General features: G+C 40.2%; 22 protein-coding genes. 19 read left to right on the top strand and 3 right to left on the bottom strand.

All coding sequences use genetic code 11. The features are described from left to right. Window positions 1-204 precede the first annotated feature (204 nt). From Q4561_RS11735 to Q4561_RS11650, 19 genes are all read left to right on the top strand, one after another. Window positions 205-471, top strand: a complete 267-nt coding sequence (locus Q4561_RS11735; protein WP_303460576.1) for a hypothetical protein — start codon at window positions 205-207, stop codon at window positions 469-471. Window positions 472-658: 187 nt separating this feature from the next. Beyond that, the gene (locus Q4561_RS11730; protein ID WP_303460574.1) at window positions 659-1003 is read left to right on the top strand and encodes a hypothetical protein; all 345 of its coding nucleotides are present in this window, start codon (window positions 659-661) and stop codon (window positions 1001-1003) included. A gap of 128 nt (window positions 1004-1131) precedes the next feature. Further along, a complete protein-coding gene (locus Q4561_RS11725; protein WP_303460572.1) occupies window positions 1132-1464 on the top strand; it encodes a hypothetical protein in 333 nt (110 codons plus the stop codon). Between the two features lie 132 nt (window positions 1465-1596). Beyond that, window positions 1597-1836, top strand: a complete 240-nt coding sequence (locus tag Q4561_RS11720; RefSeq protein ID WP_303460569.1) for a hypothetical protein — start codon at window positions 1597-1599, stop codon at window positions 1834-1836. Between the two features lie 108 nt (window positions 1837-1944). After that, a complete protein-coding gene (locus Q4561_RS11715) occupies window positions 1945-2292 on the top strand; it encodes a hypothetical protein (protein ID WP_303460567.1) in 348 nt (115 codons plus the stop codon). Between the two features lie 230 nt (window positions 2293-2522). Beyond that, window positions 2523-3494: an alpha/beta hydrolase gene (locus Q4561_RS11710; protein WP_303460564.1), complete on the top strand. Its 972-nt coding sequence runs from the start codon at window positions 2523-2525 to the stop codon at window positions 3492-3494. Window positions 3495-3543: 49 nt separating this feature from the next. Continuing rightward, on the top strand, window positions 3544-3981 hold the full coding sequence (locus Q4561_RS11705) for a DUF695 domain-containing protein (protein WP_303460562.1): 438 nt from the start codon (window positions 3544-3546) through the stop codon (window positions 3979-3981). Between the two features lie 75 nt (window positions 3982-4056). Continuing rightward, the gene (locus Q4561_RS11700; protein WP_303460560.1) at window positions 4057-4470 is read left to right on the top strand and encodes a hypothetical protein; all 414 of its coding nucleotides are present in this window, start codon (window positions 4057-4059) and stop codon (window positions 4468-4470) included. A gap of 131 nt (window positions 4471-4601) precedes the next feature. Continuing rightward, window positions 4602-4964, top strand: coding sequence for a hypothetical protein (locus Q4561_RS11695; RefSeq protein ID WP_303460558.1), 363 nt, complete (start codon window positions 4602-4604; stop codon window positions 4962-4964). A gap of 482 nt (window positions 4965-5446) precedes the next feature. Continuing rightward, a complete protein-coding gene (locus tag Q4561_RS11690; RefSeq protein WP_303460556.1) occupies window positions 5447-5647 on the top strand; it encodes an addiction module protein in 201 nt (66 codons plus the stop codon). Further along, window positions 5644-5940 carry a type II toxin-antitoxin system RelE/ParE family toxin gene (locus Q4561_RS11685; protein WP_303460554.1) on the top strand — a complete coding sequence of 99 codons (297 nt, stop codon included), beginning with the start codon at window positions 5644-5646 and terminating at the stop codon, window positions 5938-5940. Before Q4561_RS11690 ends, Q4561_RS11685 begins: the two co-directional genes overlap by 4 nt. Window positions 5941-6054: 114 nt before the next feature. Beyond that, window positions 6055-6384: a hypothetical protein gene (locus Q4561_RS11680; protein ID WP_303460552.1), complete on the top strand. Its 330-nt coding sequence runs from the start codon at window positions 6055-6057 to the stop codon at window positions 6382-6384. A 219-nt stretch (window positions 6385-6603) separates the two neighbouring features. After that, entirely contained in the window at window positions 6604-7023 is a 420-nt protein-coding gene (locus Q4561_RS11675; RefSeq protein ID WP_303460550.1) for a DUF6326 family protein, read from the top strand. 45 nt (window positions 7024-7068) lie between these two features. Further along, entirely contained in the window at window positions 7069-7551 is a 483-nt protein-coding gene (locus Q4561_RS11670) for a hypothetical protein (RefSeq protein WP_303460548.1), read from the top strand. A 72-nt stretch (window positions 7552-7623) separates the two neighbouring features. Beyond that, the gene (locus Q4561_RS19820) at window positions 7624-7857 is read left to right on the top strand and encodes a TrmH family RNA methyltransferase (protein ID WP_368411529.1); all 234 of its coding nucleotides are present in this window, start codon (window positions 7624-7626) and stop codon (window positions 7855-7857) included. Between the two features lie 58 nt (window positions 7858-7915). Then, complete coding sequence (locus tag Q4561_RS11665) at window positions 7916-8449, top strand: hypothetical protein (protein WP_303460546.1); 534 nt, start codon at window positions 7916-7918, stop codon at window positions 8447-8449. A 116-nt stretch (window positions 8450-8565) separates the two neighbouring features. Then, the gene (locus tag Q4561_RS11660; RefSeq protein ID WP_303460544.1) at window positions 8566-8865 is read left to right on the top strand and encodes a hypothetical protein; all 300 of its coding nucleotides are present in this window, start codon (window positions 8566-8568) and stop codon (window positions 8863-8865) included. Between the two features lie 125 nt (window positions 8866-8990). After that, a complete protein-coding gene (locus tag Q4561_RS11655; protein WP_303460542.1) occupies window positions 8991-9341 on the top strand; it encodes a hypothetical protein in 351 nt (116 codons plus the stop codon). Window positions 9342-9458: 117 nt separating this feature from the next. Then, window positions 9459-9896 carry a hypothetical protein gene (locus Q4561_RS11650; RefSeq protein WP_303460539.1) on the top strand — a complete coding sequence of 146 codons (438 nt, stop codon included), beginning with the start codon at window positions 9459-9461 and terminating at the stop codon, window positions 9894-9896. A gap of 132 nt (window positions 9897-10028) precedes the next feature. Here Q4561_RS11650 and Q4561_RS11645 read toward each other — a convergent pair whose 3' ends face one another. The 3 genes from Q4561_RS11645 to Q4561_RS11635 are packed head-to-tail and all read right to left on the bottom strand — an operon-like array spanning window position 10029 to window position 12579. Continuing rightward, window positions 10029-11474 (bottom strand): tetratricopeptide repeat protein, encoded by a 1446-nt coding sequence (locus Q4561_RS11645; RefSeq protein WP_303460536.1) that lies wholly within the window; start codon window positions 11472-11474, stop codon window positions 10029-10031. Continuing rightward, on the bottom strand, window positions 11471-12175 hold the full coding sequence (locus Q4561_RS11640; RefSeq protein WP_303460533.1) for an energy transducer TonB: 705 nt from the start codon (window positions 12173-12175) through the stop codon (window positions 11471-11473). Before Q4561_RS11640 ends, Q4561_RS11645 begins: the two co-directional genes overlap by 4 nt. After that, entirely contained in the window at window positions 12172-12579 is a 408-nt protein-coding gene (locus Q4561_RS11635) for a biopolymer transporter ExbD (protein WP_303460530.1), read from the bottom strand. The genes Q4561_RS11640 and Q4561_RS11635 overlap by 4 nt, the downstream gene beginning before the upstream one ends. Between the last annotated feature and the right edge of the window lies 1 nt (window position 12580).

Raw genomic sequence — 12580 nt, 5'->3', positions numbered from 1 at the left:
CAATAATCAGCGAATACACTCATCGTTGAACTTTAAAACACCACAGCAATATGAAAGTATGTAACTTAACAATTAAAACGAGTGCCCACTTTTGTGGGGGAACTCTCCTGGGACGCTAACACATGGGCTGCGTCACTTCGTTCCTAATTTTAGCCCATGTGTTATCGCCCCTTAGTGGGAAGTTAGGTATACAAGGAAGGTTCAGTGCCAATTTATGTCAAAGTAGATGGTTCAGGTGAAAAATTAGCTCACCTTGCAGAAGGTGATTGGGAATTACCATCTCAGATAGAAGCACTAGAATCCTGGCTTCTCACAAATCCTCTCAATCTCGCACCAGCAAAGTACATAGCAGATCTTGGTTTTACTGTAAGAGAGAATGCATGTGGTGGCGGGGCAATATTGTCACCAGAAGCAATGTCTATAATGGGGCGTCTAGGTATCAAGCTGTACTTATCAGAGTACGGTGAGTAATGTATACCTAACAAACGCATTAACACTCGCTGCGCTCGCTAGGGACAAAAACACGTAGGCTCCCTGCGCTTCGCTTGGTATTGTAGCCTACGTATTTTTGCCCGTTATGCGGGCCGTTATATCCTTTAAACTTATCTAGTTTTTAGTGTTCTGTTTAATTGAAAAACGTAAAACAAGGAAATTAGTTATGAAAAATCTTCTCTTGCTAGCTGCATTAGTCTCCGTTCCTGTAATGGCAGACAACTCTACTTCATATCCAGGTTTAGGTGGCGCAATATCAAATCAATCCGTCAACTTTTCAAGTGGCGAATTAATGCAAAATATCCCCAATATTATTCGTTCAATACCGGGCATGGAACAAACCGGTGTTGCAGGAACACCAGCGATTAATATAAATGGAAAAAGTCTAAGCTCTTTTACAGACGAATCTATCAATTCAATATCTTTCGCCTCAATAAACCGCTTTGAATACATGGAACCAAGTTCAGATTATCCAAATGGGATTTTATTAATCTACGTGGACGGGATATAACAAAGCGCTTAACACGTGTGTCACTGCGTGCCACACTGGGTTATGTAAGCCCATATGAATACGAATCGGCATACGCTTAACATGGATGTCCACTTTCAGTGGGTAAGACCAGCATCATGGAAGGGCCAATGAAAAATTTTACTATAAATGCTATATTTTCCGCACTTTTAGGCGCAGTCATTTGGTTCTTGTCTCCCTTTATAACTGGCGAAGTAGAGCCTTGGGATGCTTTCCCACCTGTATTCTATTTAGTATCTTTGTTCATAGTTGGCTTTATCGCTGCAATACCTAAGAGCGCTTCATTAAATAGCATTTATTTCGGTGTTATTGTTGGTCAGTTCGTTTACATGTTAGTTTTCTTACCTATTGGCCCACTAATACTAGTTAGTGTTTTAACTCTAGCTATTTACAGCTTACTCACGCTAATCGGACCTCTAGTAAAACGAAGGGACATTAATTAATGCCTAAAAAACGTTTTAAGCCGTGGGCTAACTCTCCTGGAACGCCTATACGTGGGGCGGCTTCGCCATTATGCCCCACGCATCTGCGCCCCTTAGCTTAAAGTTATACATACCGGTAAACAGAAACTAATAATGGACTATTCAAACAAACTACTTGTCGGTTTAGCTACAGCGCCCACCATTCTTGTTTCAATGTTATTGTTAGCGCAATTTGGATTAGTCGGTTATTTGTTAGCTTGCTCAATATTTGTAGCAATAACCGTCTTATACAATGTTGTAGTAGTTGCTACAGAACAGCCAAAAAAACTTGGTCGCTTTGTTTTGTTTATAGCAATTCCATTAGCTTTCTTTGTAGGGGCAATGTATGTATAACAAAAAAATCAAGATCGCCCGCTGTGCGGGCTGGGACGCAAACACGCAGTCCGGCTTCGCCATTCTGCCCTACGTGCCTGCGCCCCTTATTTAAAAGTACTTGAGAGTATGAGTCCCAACGAAGCCAATGCGCTGTACATTTTAAACAACCTTAATAGCGAGCAAATTGTAAATAAAGAAATTGAGCCCGAAGTCGGCGGTTCATATATTTATAATTATGTTTGGGGGGAAGTTGAAGACGAATACCCAGTCAAAAAGTATCTTGGAGATAGTTTAGGATTAGAGCATATTTTCTGCTGGCTACGAGAAATATGGGATTGCAGGGATGGTTCGAGAATATTGTATTACACTGATTTACCACGTTCAGAAGCCGAAACGAAATTTGAAGAGCATATTATCGAAGAAGCTCAAAACTGGCTGAAAATGTATCATAACAAGCAAATCAACGCAGACTAATAAAACTTGGCTTGGTTCGCTGCGTTCACAATTATAGTCAAGCTTTGTTAGCCTGTTATTCGGAAGTTATGAATCTCGGAGATTAAGTTGAAGTCTCAAGTCATAATTTTGATTTTATTTTTTCTAGCTCAATATTAGCTAGTTAGAAAGATAGATGTTCAGTAAATGAAGAAATTGTAAGTGTTATAAATACTTTTAGCCATTATGCATATACAAATTAAAGGATTAATATGTCATCTACTTTTCAACATATCTCATCAAAGAAAGTAATTTTTGTAGTACTAGTAATATCTTGTAGCTATTTATTGTTGCGTGCGATTGCGTTTCTACAAAATGATCCTGTCTCTATTTCAGGTAGTTACTTTACTTTTAATGAAAAAAAAGTGCGGTATGTATGTAAAGGCAAGGGAGAGCCTTATGTGTTTTTTGAAACAGGTTTCGGTTCAGATTCCGAAGTGACTTGGTCACCTATCGTAAAAGAACTTCCCGAAAACTTTACCGCTTGTTATTACGATAGGTTGGGTTATGGAGGAAGTGATGATGTACCACGAACTTTCACAACAGACGAAAAATCACATCTCCAAGAATCTCTCATAAAACACATTGCAGGAGAAAGCCCTGTAGTTCTGGTAGCACACTCTTATGGTGGAATTATTGCCAGAAGAACGGTGGCAAGAGCCAAAACCAATTTGGTCGCTCTGATACTTTTAGATTCAGCGCACGAAAATCAGCATACAGTTATGCGCGGAAAGCTCGATCCAATCTCTGATTCTGTAAAAATATGGCAGTACGTAAATGCGGCATTTGGTTTGTCACAGATTAAAAACATTTTTAAAGAGTACGACTCCCTAACGTCAAAACGATTAGACCAATATTATTCAGGCTTTAGGTGGGCGCATGTGCTTTCAACTTACCGCAACGAAAAAGGTTTTTACACGCCTTTAAAAAACTTTAATTATGACTTTGGTAAATTAAAAATGTTGGTTATAAGCCATGACAAAGAAGTTTATTCTGGAAACCCTCGATTCTCTAGCGTGACAGATGATTGGGAAAAAATGCAAAAAAGTATTAGTGAGCTTTCAGATAACTCAGAACGTGTTATTGCTAAGGGTGCCACTCATAATATACCAGGCGATTCCCCTGAATTAGTGGTTTCTAAAGTTCTAGAAACGGTAGAGCTTGTTTCTGGCAACACAGGTTAAGGGTATTTATAACAAGCTAATAAAGAAGGGACTGCTAATAGGAAGGCATATGGATATTGAGGCAGCTGATACGGCGTCTTGGAACATCGCTGAGAGTAAAGTGAATGGGCAACCGAGTATAATCAGGTATAGACCCGATTTGCATTTTGTACTCGGTGACAAAAATTACCCTAAAAACCTTACTATATTTTGGGACTATGAATACTCTGATTCGAGCGGTATGCCGTCTAACACCTTGAGTGAGGAAATGCGCCAGTTCGAAGATGCAATAGTCCCCATATTGGATATTGATAGACTTGCCATTTTTGTTTTCACTTATACAGTAAATGGGACAAGGGAATGGCATTTTTACACAAATGATATAAATGCTGTGGGTGAAAAAATTAATTCTGCGCTGTCAAATTTGCCAAAGTTTCCCATAAAAATGCAAGTTGAAACCGATGCGGATTGGACAAAATTAAGAGAAGTGTATGAGCTTTGTCGTTGAAATCACAACTAACAAAACCATTAACCGAATTTGCGGAAAAGCGCCAAAAACCGGTTATGCTAAGTGCTATATGCCATGAAGACATTTAGCCTGACAACCCGTAAAAACATTCGAGCTCTTCTTGTTGCTCCGTTTGCTGTCTTTCCTGCGGTGTGTTTTCTGTATCTAGTATTGTTCTTCTACGCGTTGGCGACAAATGAAGTTGTTTCAACAACAGGCTTAGTTGATGTTGGGCTTATTATGGCTTTTTTGGGCTGGATATTCGCTGTAGTTTTGACTTTTTTCTACGGCTTGCCAATGGCGCTATTACTCCAACGTATCAATAAATTCAAACTCAGTATGCTATTACCCGTAAGTATGTTTCCTACATTAATTACCTTATTGGTGACGAAAACTGAGTATGGAATTCTGTTTATATATGCTTATAGTTCAGTTATTGTGGCTATCACGTATTGGTTTATGTTCAATAAAAAAAGCAATGGCAAATAACAAAGCGCTCAAGTTCACTCTCTTCACTCGCTGTCGCTCGTTGGGACGCATATACGCAGGGCAGCTTCGCCATATGCCCCACTCATCAGCGCCCCTTAGCTTAAAGTTATATTTTCCGAAGGATGTTCCAAGTGAAAAGGATTTTTCTCATAGCCCTAATGCTTCTTTCTGTTACAGCATGTGATTTTGGTGTTTTTCCAGAAGCAGATACAACATTCGGAACCCAAAATTTTGTTTCTGCAATATCAATTATTGAGTTGCATAAAATTCGAAATGGCACTTACCCTGAGACACTAGAAGATCTAGAATTTCTTGGGCAGTGGGACGCGATTTGGTTAGGTGCAGTCCGTTACGAAAAAACGGACTCAGGTTATAACTTGTTTGTTGAGCGCGGCTGGCTAAACGAGCCGAGTCTCGAATTTCCAACTAAATTCAAACAGGGTTTGGGCATCCAACAAACAAATGTTCAGTGGGTTGAATATCCACAAATATAAATCGGGTAACCGGAGGTCTTTAATACCCTGCACTGCTGCATCATTTACAGTGGCCGTTAAATCACGTGGCTTCGATATCTTTGGCTATCTCGCCTCCAGCCTACGCCTCATATGATATTCTTGTTCATCAGCTCGCAGTTTTGCGTCCGGCTTCCTTCAGACTATTCCTCGCGGTTTAGCCCTTGCCATTCACTAGTAGTTAACGTTTAATAACTAACAAGCTATGTAAACAGTGACTTTCCCACTGAGGACATTTTTCCGGGGCGGCCTCCCGCTCATTAGTTCACGCCCATGCTGGGCGTACCAAAGCGCTTAAGTCTCTCCCTTCGGTCGCTGGGAAGCCTATACGCGGGGCGGCTTCGCCATTATGCCCCACGTATTTGCGCCCCTTAGCTTAAAGTTAGCTGCTTCAATGAAATCGAAATACCTTTTGTCAAATAAACAATTATACTTGTAGCACTAGATATATTAGGAGACCTGCTATGAAAATAGAGAACCTCTCAGCTATAGAAAAAGTTGAACTCGCCCAGAGGATTTGGGACTCAGTAGCTGCTGAACAAGAGTCTATTGAATTATCAAAAGAGCAAGCTCAGCTTCTTAACGATAGACTAAAGTCCTTCGAAGCTGACCAAAACTTTGGTTCAAGTTGGAGCGACGTTAAGAGCAGAATCACTGGCCAGTGAAATTTATTTTATCTATCAGGCCGGAAGCAGAAGAAGATATCAAAGAGGCATATTCTTATTATCAACAATGCCATACTGGACTAGGAAATGATTTTATTGCCTCTGTAGAATCAGCACTGATTAACATCACGGAAAACCCAGAGATCTACCAGAAAGTGTACCGGGATTTTCGCCGCGTGCTCATCGGACACTTTCCATTTGGTGTTTTTTACAAAATATTTGGCAATAAAGTTCTGGTATTTGCTGTTATGCATACAAGCAGAGCTCCAAGAACGTGGCAAAAACGCAGCTAACAAAAAGCTGTTGGCACTCCCTTCTGTCTCCTGGGACGCAGACATTTGGGCTGCTCACTTCGTTCGGATTTTAGCCCACATGTCTTCCCCCTTATTTAAAAGTTAGGTGAATCTTTGATTCCGTGGAATATTGCTAATATTAAGGAAGGTCAAAATAGTTGGTACTTTCCATCTTTTGAAATTCAAGATTACTTATTACCAATCATTAATGTTGGTGGTCCAAACTTCGATGAATATGGGCAAACAAAATACGCTATTGAAGATTGTCGTCGCTTAATAAATACGGTTTCTTTTGCTAAAGAAACCCTTTCTCTTATGCCAAAATCGGTTGTGAGATACGAAACTATAGAAAAAGGTTTAGCTTCATTGGAAAAAGATGAAATCCTAACAACTCTAGATAAATTAGCTAAAGCAGCGAAGTTAGCAATTAAACAAGCTAATTAATAAGGACAAAAAAACAGTTAGCTATTTCCGTTCCTCAACATTTTAGCCAACAATTTTTTGCCTATTATTTGGAAGTTATGCGGGGATTACACTTGTATAAACCCAAAGTCATTTGGCTGGTTTTATCCTCAATTGTAACAAGGTATTTGTATTGTCTTGAAATAATTCCTTTTTTGTTTTCTATTTGCGTGTGTTGAAGTCATACTTTTAGGAAATTATATGTTCGAATGGAATGGCGATAGAAAACAGCTTCTATCAGTGTTATGGATTTTTCTCTCAGTTAACTATATCTACTGCGACATATTTTCTCTTCACCACGCACAGACGCTCAAAGGGTTTATTGCCGGCGAAATCGGAGGTATGGAACTTACGGAAGAGTTTTTGCTTTCCTTTGCGTTTATCATGCAAATCCCCATGGTAATGATAGTTTTGTCACGGGTTTTGGTGTTTCGTATTAACAAGTATCTCAATATTGTTGCAGCTTTAATAACTGGCTCAATACAAAGTTACACCCTTTATATGGGCGGCACCCTTCACTATGTGTTTTTTAGTATCATAGAAATAAGTACCGCTATACTCATACTTTATCTAGCGGTCACGTGGCGCGAAGCGGATGTAGTCAAGAACCGCATCGCATAACAGAAAAATCAAGCTCGCCCGCTGCGGGGGCTGGGACGTGAACACATGAAATTATTTTGCTTCTTCTTACTACTTGTTTTTTCATTTCCAATTCATGCTCAAGAGTTGCAACTATTTTCACCTAATTTGATATGCAAAAAAAGTGAAGGGCGAAAACCTTATGAATATTATGCAGGTGTTTATATTAAAAATATTAGCAAAAATGAAGTGACAGTAATAACCAAGACTAGTAAGCCTAGTGTTAGTACTCGTTCGGGTGAAGTTATTGGGGTGTATTTATCAACCCGAGGTATAACATCAGTAAACGATACACCTTTAATACCGAGCATAGTCGATTTCAAGCTAGTCACACTTAGACCTGACGAAGCTACTCATGTGGGAGGTAAGTTTGAATCACAACATCTGTTTAGCGAGGCACCAATCATCTATAGTATAGATGACACTTATAATGGAAGGTTTGGCTTCTGGAGTGGGATTACTAGCATCGAAAATGTTAAGGTTCAGCGGTTTGAAGAATGTAACACCTAACAAGTTTATCAACCATCGCCACTTCGTGACTGGACAGGCAAAGTGATGGTGGTTGTTAGCCACCATGTATAGATTGGATGTTATACAAACAATAAGGAGAGGTTCGGTAACGAATCACGTGGTATTACTAATGAAGCAGTTGAGCGAAGTGACTTTTGTGTTTCCATACCAATGTTCGGGATGATTGAAAGCTTAAATCTAGGTACTACATCCGGTATCGTTCTATATGAAATTACAAAACAGCGACGCGCATATCAAGAGAAATATAAAAGGGCCAACCGAGGTGGGCACAACAAAACATTATAATCACCCGCTCGCGCTCGTTAGGACACAAAAACAACCATAAAAAAGGATTTTTATTAAAATGAAATGGGTTAAATTCACGTCACTATTCTTGTTAGTTGTAGTTATTGTTATAGCAATGTCTTACGAAAAAATTATCACAGGTGTGTTGTTGCCTCAGTATATAGACTGGGCATATGAGACGGATATAAAAGGACAGGAAATAGGCACTCCTTTAGATAATAAAGAGTTATTGTTGGCGGCTGAAATAGGAATTGTGCACCCAGAAAAAGTAAGAATTGTTTATGTGGATGAAGTTCCTTACCCTTATGAAAACTTTGCATTAAAAGTTTTTGGCGAAGCCGTTGGACTTATTGGTGAAGGGATAATTAACAATGCTCAAGTTTTTGGGTATTCAATTTACAGTCGCAAAGATTTTAAATTAAATAGGCCAAAACTCGCTCATGAATTGGTGCATGTTTTGCAAATCGAACGGTCCAGTTTAGATAATGTAATCAACCAACACTTTTCTGATATGGCGGAGTACGGATACGGTAAAGCACCATTGGAAGTCGAAGCTTTTAAAGCTAATAAAAAATACAGTGCTAGCTGGTAGTCAATAAGATGATTGGCTAAATTAAAACATGACTATTCACTTAAGTATCTTGCCCTGCACGGCCATAGCCAGCAAGCATGCGCTCCTTATTTCAAGCTTAAAGTACCAAGGCAATTATGATTGAAAAATGGTCTGGAGCAGTGCTCATTGACGACATATTAGTAAACTGGCCCATGGGTAAGCTTTTATTGTCAAACAACGAGGTTACTTTACGCGCGGGAATATTAGGGACTTACACTTTCAAACCCGAAGACATATATTTCTTTGAGCCGCTAGGCTTTATTCCGTTTATCGGCCAAGGAATAAAGCTTCATCACAAAGTAAGAACATACCCTCTTATTATCGAGTTCAGTTGCTTCACATACAGCGCTGAAAATATTGTTAAAAAATTTAAGCTAGCTGGCTTTGGCACCTAATAAAACGCGAATGCTACTTCCGCTGTTTGCTTGGGCAATGACACCTAGGCTCAGTCGATACATTACAAAGTCTAGCCAAACATATTGAGCTTTTATTGAGGCGTTAAACATCACGGAGGATGCCGTTGAAACATTTCTTATTTAGTATTTCTTTATCTAGTTTTTTGGGCGCAGCAATTTTATTTTTGTCTCCGTATATTACGGGTGAAATTGAACCGTGGGATTCAGATAATTTTTACTATAGCGGCGCACTATTTATAGCAGGGCTTATAATTTTGCTAGATAAACAAGCCTCATACGAGACTGTTTTTATCGGCATAATGCTTGGCCAAGCAATATACATGTTTTCTTTTATGCCTGTAGATTCACTCGTGGGCGTTGGTTTAGTGATTATGGCTTTTAAAAGCTTACTGTCTCTAATTGGAATAACACTAAAGCAAGCTTATCTTAATGCTCGTTTATTAAATGGTAAGTAATCTGTCAAAACGCAAATTTACCACTGCTCTCATTGCAAGGCTAAGCAATAAACGGGCAATAGACTTTTGTTTACACAATCATGTGCTAAAAACAATCATGTACTAAAAGGATTTTAGATGGCCAAGAATAATCAACTAATAATAGGTGGGTGTTTAAGCTTTCTAGCTGCATTACTCCACATTGGTTGTGTTTGGGGTGGTCCAGATTGGTATCTGTTTTTTGGCGCAGGTGAAAGAATGGCTCAACTTGCTGCAGACGGTGATCCATATCCTACAATTGTCACATTGGTGATTGCTTCAGTGCTTACCGGATGGGGGTTATATGCTTTATCTGGGGCCGGAGTTATTTTTAAACTACCTTTGCTCAAAATCTGTTTAGTGTTAATTACCGCTGTTTATTTGTTACGTGGGCTGGCTGGCTTAGTTGGGCCGTTTCTTACCTCATCTCCCGTCGTGCAACAAAACTCAATCACGTTTTGGATAGTCAGCTCAATGATATGCTGCATTTACGGTACGTTTTATCTATTGGGCACAGTGAGATTATGCCGAAAATAGAGAGGTGCCAACAGAAAAGCGACACCGACGGTAAAGCTATGACGGCACATAAAAACACATTAAAACTACTTTGTTCGCGGGGCACATATACGTAGGGCTGCTTAGCTAGCATGCCCTGCCGCTTCCATAGTTTTAACTTTCGTTTCTTACTAAGTTACTTAAAGACTGAATGTTGGCTAATACGTCTTGTCGCGCCGGGTTTAGTTGAATAACTTGGCGTAACAAACCTAAAGCTTCTACATATTGTTGGCGATCAATCTCTAACTGAGCACGCCCTAACAGTGCACGTTCTTTGAATGTATCCAGCGCTTGCGCTCGGGTATAGTATTGAATCGCTTGCACTGAACGTTTTTTACTATGCATCAATTTTGCTAGGGTTATTAGCGCTTCACCGTTTGTAGGGTCGGCCTTAATACTGCTGATTAAACTCTTCTCAGCCGCTTTTGAATTACCTTTTTGCAAAGCGAGTTTGCTACGATAAACATCAAAACGTGACGTAAAATAGCTGGATGTATGTTTGCGGTATGGTGCTAATGCTTCAAGTATTTGCTCAAGCGGTTGCCAGCGTTGGTTAAACGCCAACCATTGACATATTTGGTCAATGGCTTCGGCTTCAAACCTTTTTCCCGAATTCCCTTGGCCTGACTTTTTAGTGATAAATAACGACAAATTATCATCTAATAATTCCACTGAACGTTCAGCGCTTCCATTTTGAATGTGCAACTGGGCTAGCGAGATAATATTATCCGCATCGTTAGTAACACCGTTGGCTTTATTTAAAAGTAATGCACTTTCTAAGCTACTGATCGCCTGAAGTGAGTGCCCTTGTCTTAAGGCAATTTGGCCCCTTTGCAACCATAAATCAGCGTTATTCGGCGTTGTGATTAGCATACCTTCAAGTAAAGCTTGAGCTTGGCTAAAAGCCTGAGCATTAATTAAGGCATACAATAAGCCGTGCTTCCATTGGGTATTATCAGGGTCTAAAAATAACGCATATTGATATCCCGCAATGGCACTAGCCCCCTGCTCTAACTGCAAATTTACAAAGCCTAGTTGGCCGTATACTTGCGCGTCGGCCACACCCAGTTCAATACTTTTTTGAAGGTGGGTTCGTGCGTTAGGAAAATCCTTTTTAATCATGTAGACCATGCTTAAACTACGATGCGCAAGGGCTAAATCTGGCATTAAGGTTAACGCCGACTTAAGCGCCACTTCAGCCTCAGAATATTGCTTTAAGCTAATGAGTACTTGGCCACGTAATTGACGCAGCGCAGCACTATCGTTTTCGATATTTCTGCGGCTAAACGCTTCCATTATTGCTTGATGATTCTGCGCCGCCAACAAAGGCTGTAATTGTCTCGCAAAGCTGCTTTCTGATGCTTCTAATTGAGCCTGCGTTTCACCGCTCGGCATATTTTGTAAAAGAAACTCCCATGTAGGGGCGGCAAGTTTAACGCTTATATTTACAGGCTCATTGGTACTCGCTGCTACTGGTGATAATGTTCCTAACACCACTGCACATACAGAGAGTTTTTTAATCATCAAATTACAGGTTCTAAACATTTTTATAATTCTCATGAGCTAATTTCTACAGGCCATATAAATCGCGCTCTCGCTGGTTGCCCGTCTTTTTGTGGTGCGGTGAATTTAGTACGGCGCACTAAACTCTTAATTTCACTTTCTAATTGAGGATAAGGGTTCGATACAATATCAACCAATGACACCTGGCCGTGTTCGTCAATAATGACATCAAGCTTAACCAACGCTTTTTTTATTCCTTTACGGCTTAAGCTTTTTGGCCATTTAACCCTAAGGATGGTAAGTAAACTCGGAAGGCCGTCTAAATCACTGAGTTCAAGCGCATCCCAATCAACCTCCAACGATTGCCATTGGGTTTCTTGAGGTTTGAAATTGGGCATATCCGGTTTATCGATTACAATTTCTTGAGTCACTTTAACCATTTGCACACTTGCACCAGCGCCTTCAACCTGAACGGTAACAGGTGCTTGCTCAGCTTGTTGCTGAACCACAGGAGGCGGTGGAGGTGGTGGAGGTGTTGCCACTGTTAATTCTCTTACCATTACCGTTTTTTCTGGCGTTTCACTCAAGCCATGACCAACCCACAGTGTTAACAAAGCCAGTGACAAAATAATGATACTAGCCACACTCGCCATAGCCTGGGTTTTGGAAACAAACCGAAAACGCTTAACCTTGAATGACGCGTTAGTTTTACCCTCGTCATTTGCTAAATCTAGCGGGGGTTGAGTATTTCGAGTCATCCCTTTAGTGCCGCCAAATTAACAGTTTTCGCACCAGCCAGCTTAGCGCCGTCTATGACTTCAAGTAGTAGTTCGGTGGGTACGGTTTTGTCGGCTTGTATAACTACAGGCCTAGGTTCACGGCGTTGTAGTTGCTCAACAATACTTCTTACACCGGCAACACCTACATTACTTCCATCGTAAAACACCTCACCATTACTTGTAATCGCTAATAAAATGGCGGTTTGTTCCATTTTCTGAATAGAAATGGCCTGAGGTTTGTCTACTTCAACGCCAGTTTCTTTCACAAATACCGTGGTCACAATAAAAAATATCAGCAAGATGAACACCACATCCAATAAGGGTGACATGTCTATACCTTGTTCAGCTTGCTGTTCCAAACGTCTTTGTAATCTTCTTGGCATA

The organism is Alteromonas sp. 1_MG-2023 (assembly GCF_030547075.1).
Taxonomy (GTDB): Bacteria; Pseudomonadota; Gammaproteobacteria; order Enterobacterales; family Alteromonadaceae; genus Alteromonas.
Note: the sequence above shows the minus strand (reverse complement) of the source record. Positions and strands in the feature narration are given on the sequence as shown.

Coding starts and splice junctions, on each gene's coding strand:
- Q4561_RS11730 (WP_303460574.1), top strand. CDS start 659: ATGAAAAATCTTCTCTTGCTAGCTGCATTAGTCTCCGTTCCTGTAATG.
- Q4561_RS11725 (WP_303460572.1), top strand. CDS start 1,132: ATGAAAAATTTTACTATAAATGCTATATTTTCCGCACTTTTAGGCGCA.
- Q4561_RS11720 (WP_303460569.1), top strand. CDS start 1,597: ATGGACTATTCAAACAAACTACTTGTCGGTTTAGCTACAGCGCCCACC.
- Q4561_RS11715 (WP_303460567.1), top strand. CDS start 1,945: ATGAGTCCCAACGAAGCCAATGCGCTGTACATTTTAAACAACCTTAAT.
- Q4561_RS11710 (WP_303460564.1), top strand. CDS start 2,523: ATGTCATCTACTTTTCAACATATCTCATCAAAGAAAGTAATTTTTGTA.
- Q4561_RS11705 (WP_303460562.1), top strand. CDS start 3,544: ATGGATATTGAGGCAGCTGATACGGCGTCTTGGAACATCGCTGAGAGT.
- Q4561_RS11700 (WP_303460560.1), top strand. CDS start 4,057: ATGAAGACATTTAGCCTGACAACCCGTAAAAACATTCGAGCTCTTCTT.
- Q4561_RS11690 (WP_303460556.1), top strand. CDS start 5,447: ATGAAAATAGAGAACCTCTCAGCTATAGAAAAAGTTGAACTCGCCCAG.
- Q4561_RS11675 (WP_303460550.1), top strand. CDS start 6,604: ATGTTCGAATGGAATGGCGATAGAAAACAGCTTCTATCAGTGTTATGG.
- Q4561_RS11670 (WP_303460548.1), top strand. CDS start 7,069: ATGAAATTATTTTGCTTCTTCTTACTACTTGTTTTTTCATTTCCAATT.
- Q4561_RS11665 (WP_303460546.1), top strand. CDS start 7,916: ATGAAATGGGTTAAATTCACGTCACTATTCTTGTTAGTTGTAGTTATT.
- Q4561_RS11660 (WP_303460544.1), top strand. CDS start 8,566: ATGATTGAAAAATGGTCTGGAGCAGTGCTCATTGACGACATATTAGTA.
- Q4561_RS11650 (WP_303460539.1), top strand. CDS start 9,459: ATGGCCAAGAATAATCAACTAATAATAGGTGGGTGTTTAAGCTTTCTA.
- Q4561_RS11645 (WP_303460536.1), bottom strand. CDS start 11,474: ATGAGAATTATAAAAATGTTTAGAACCTGTAATTTGATGATTAAAAAA.
- Q4561_RS11640 (WP_303460533.1), bottom strand. CDS start 12,175: ATGACTCGAAATACTCAACCCCCGCTAGATTTAGCAAATGACGAGGGT.
- Q4561_RS11635 (WP_303460530.1), bottom strand. CDS start 12,579: ATGCCAAGAAGATTACAAAGACGTTTGGAACAGCAAGCTGAACAAGGT.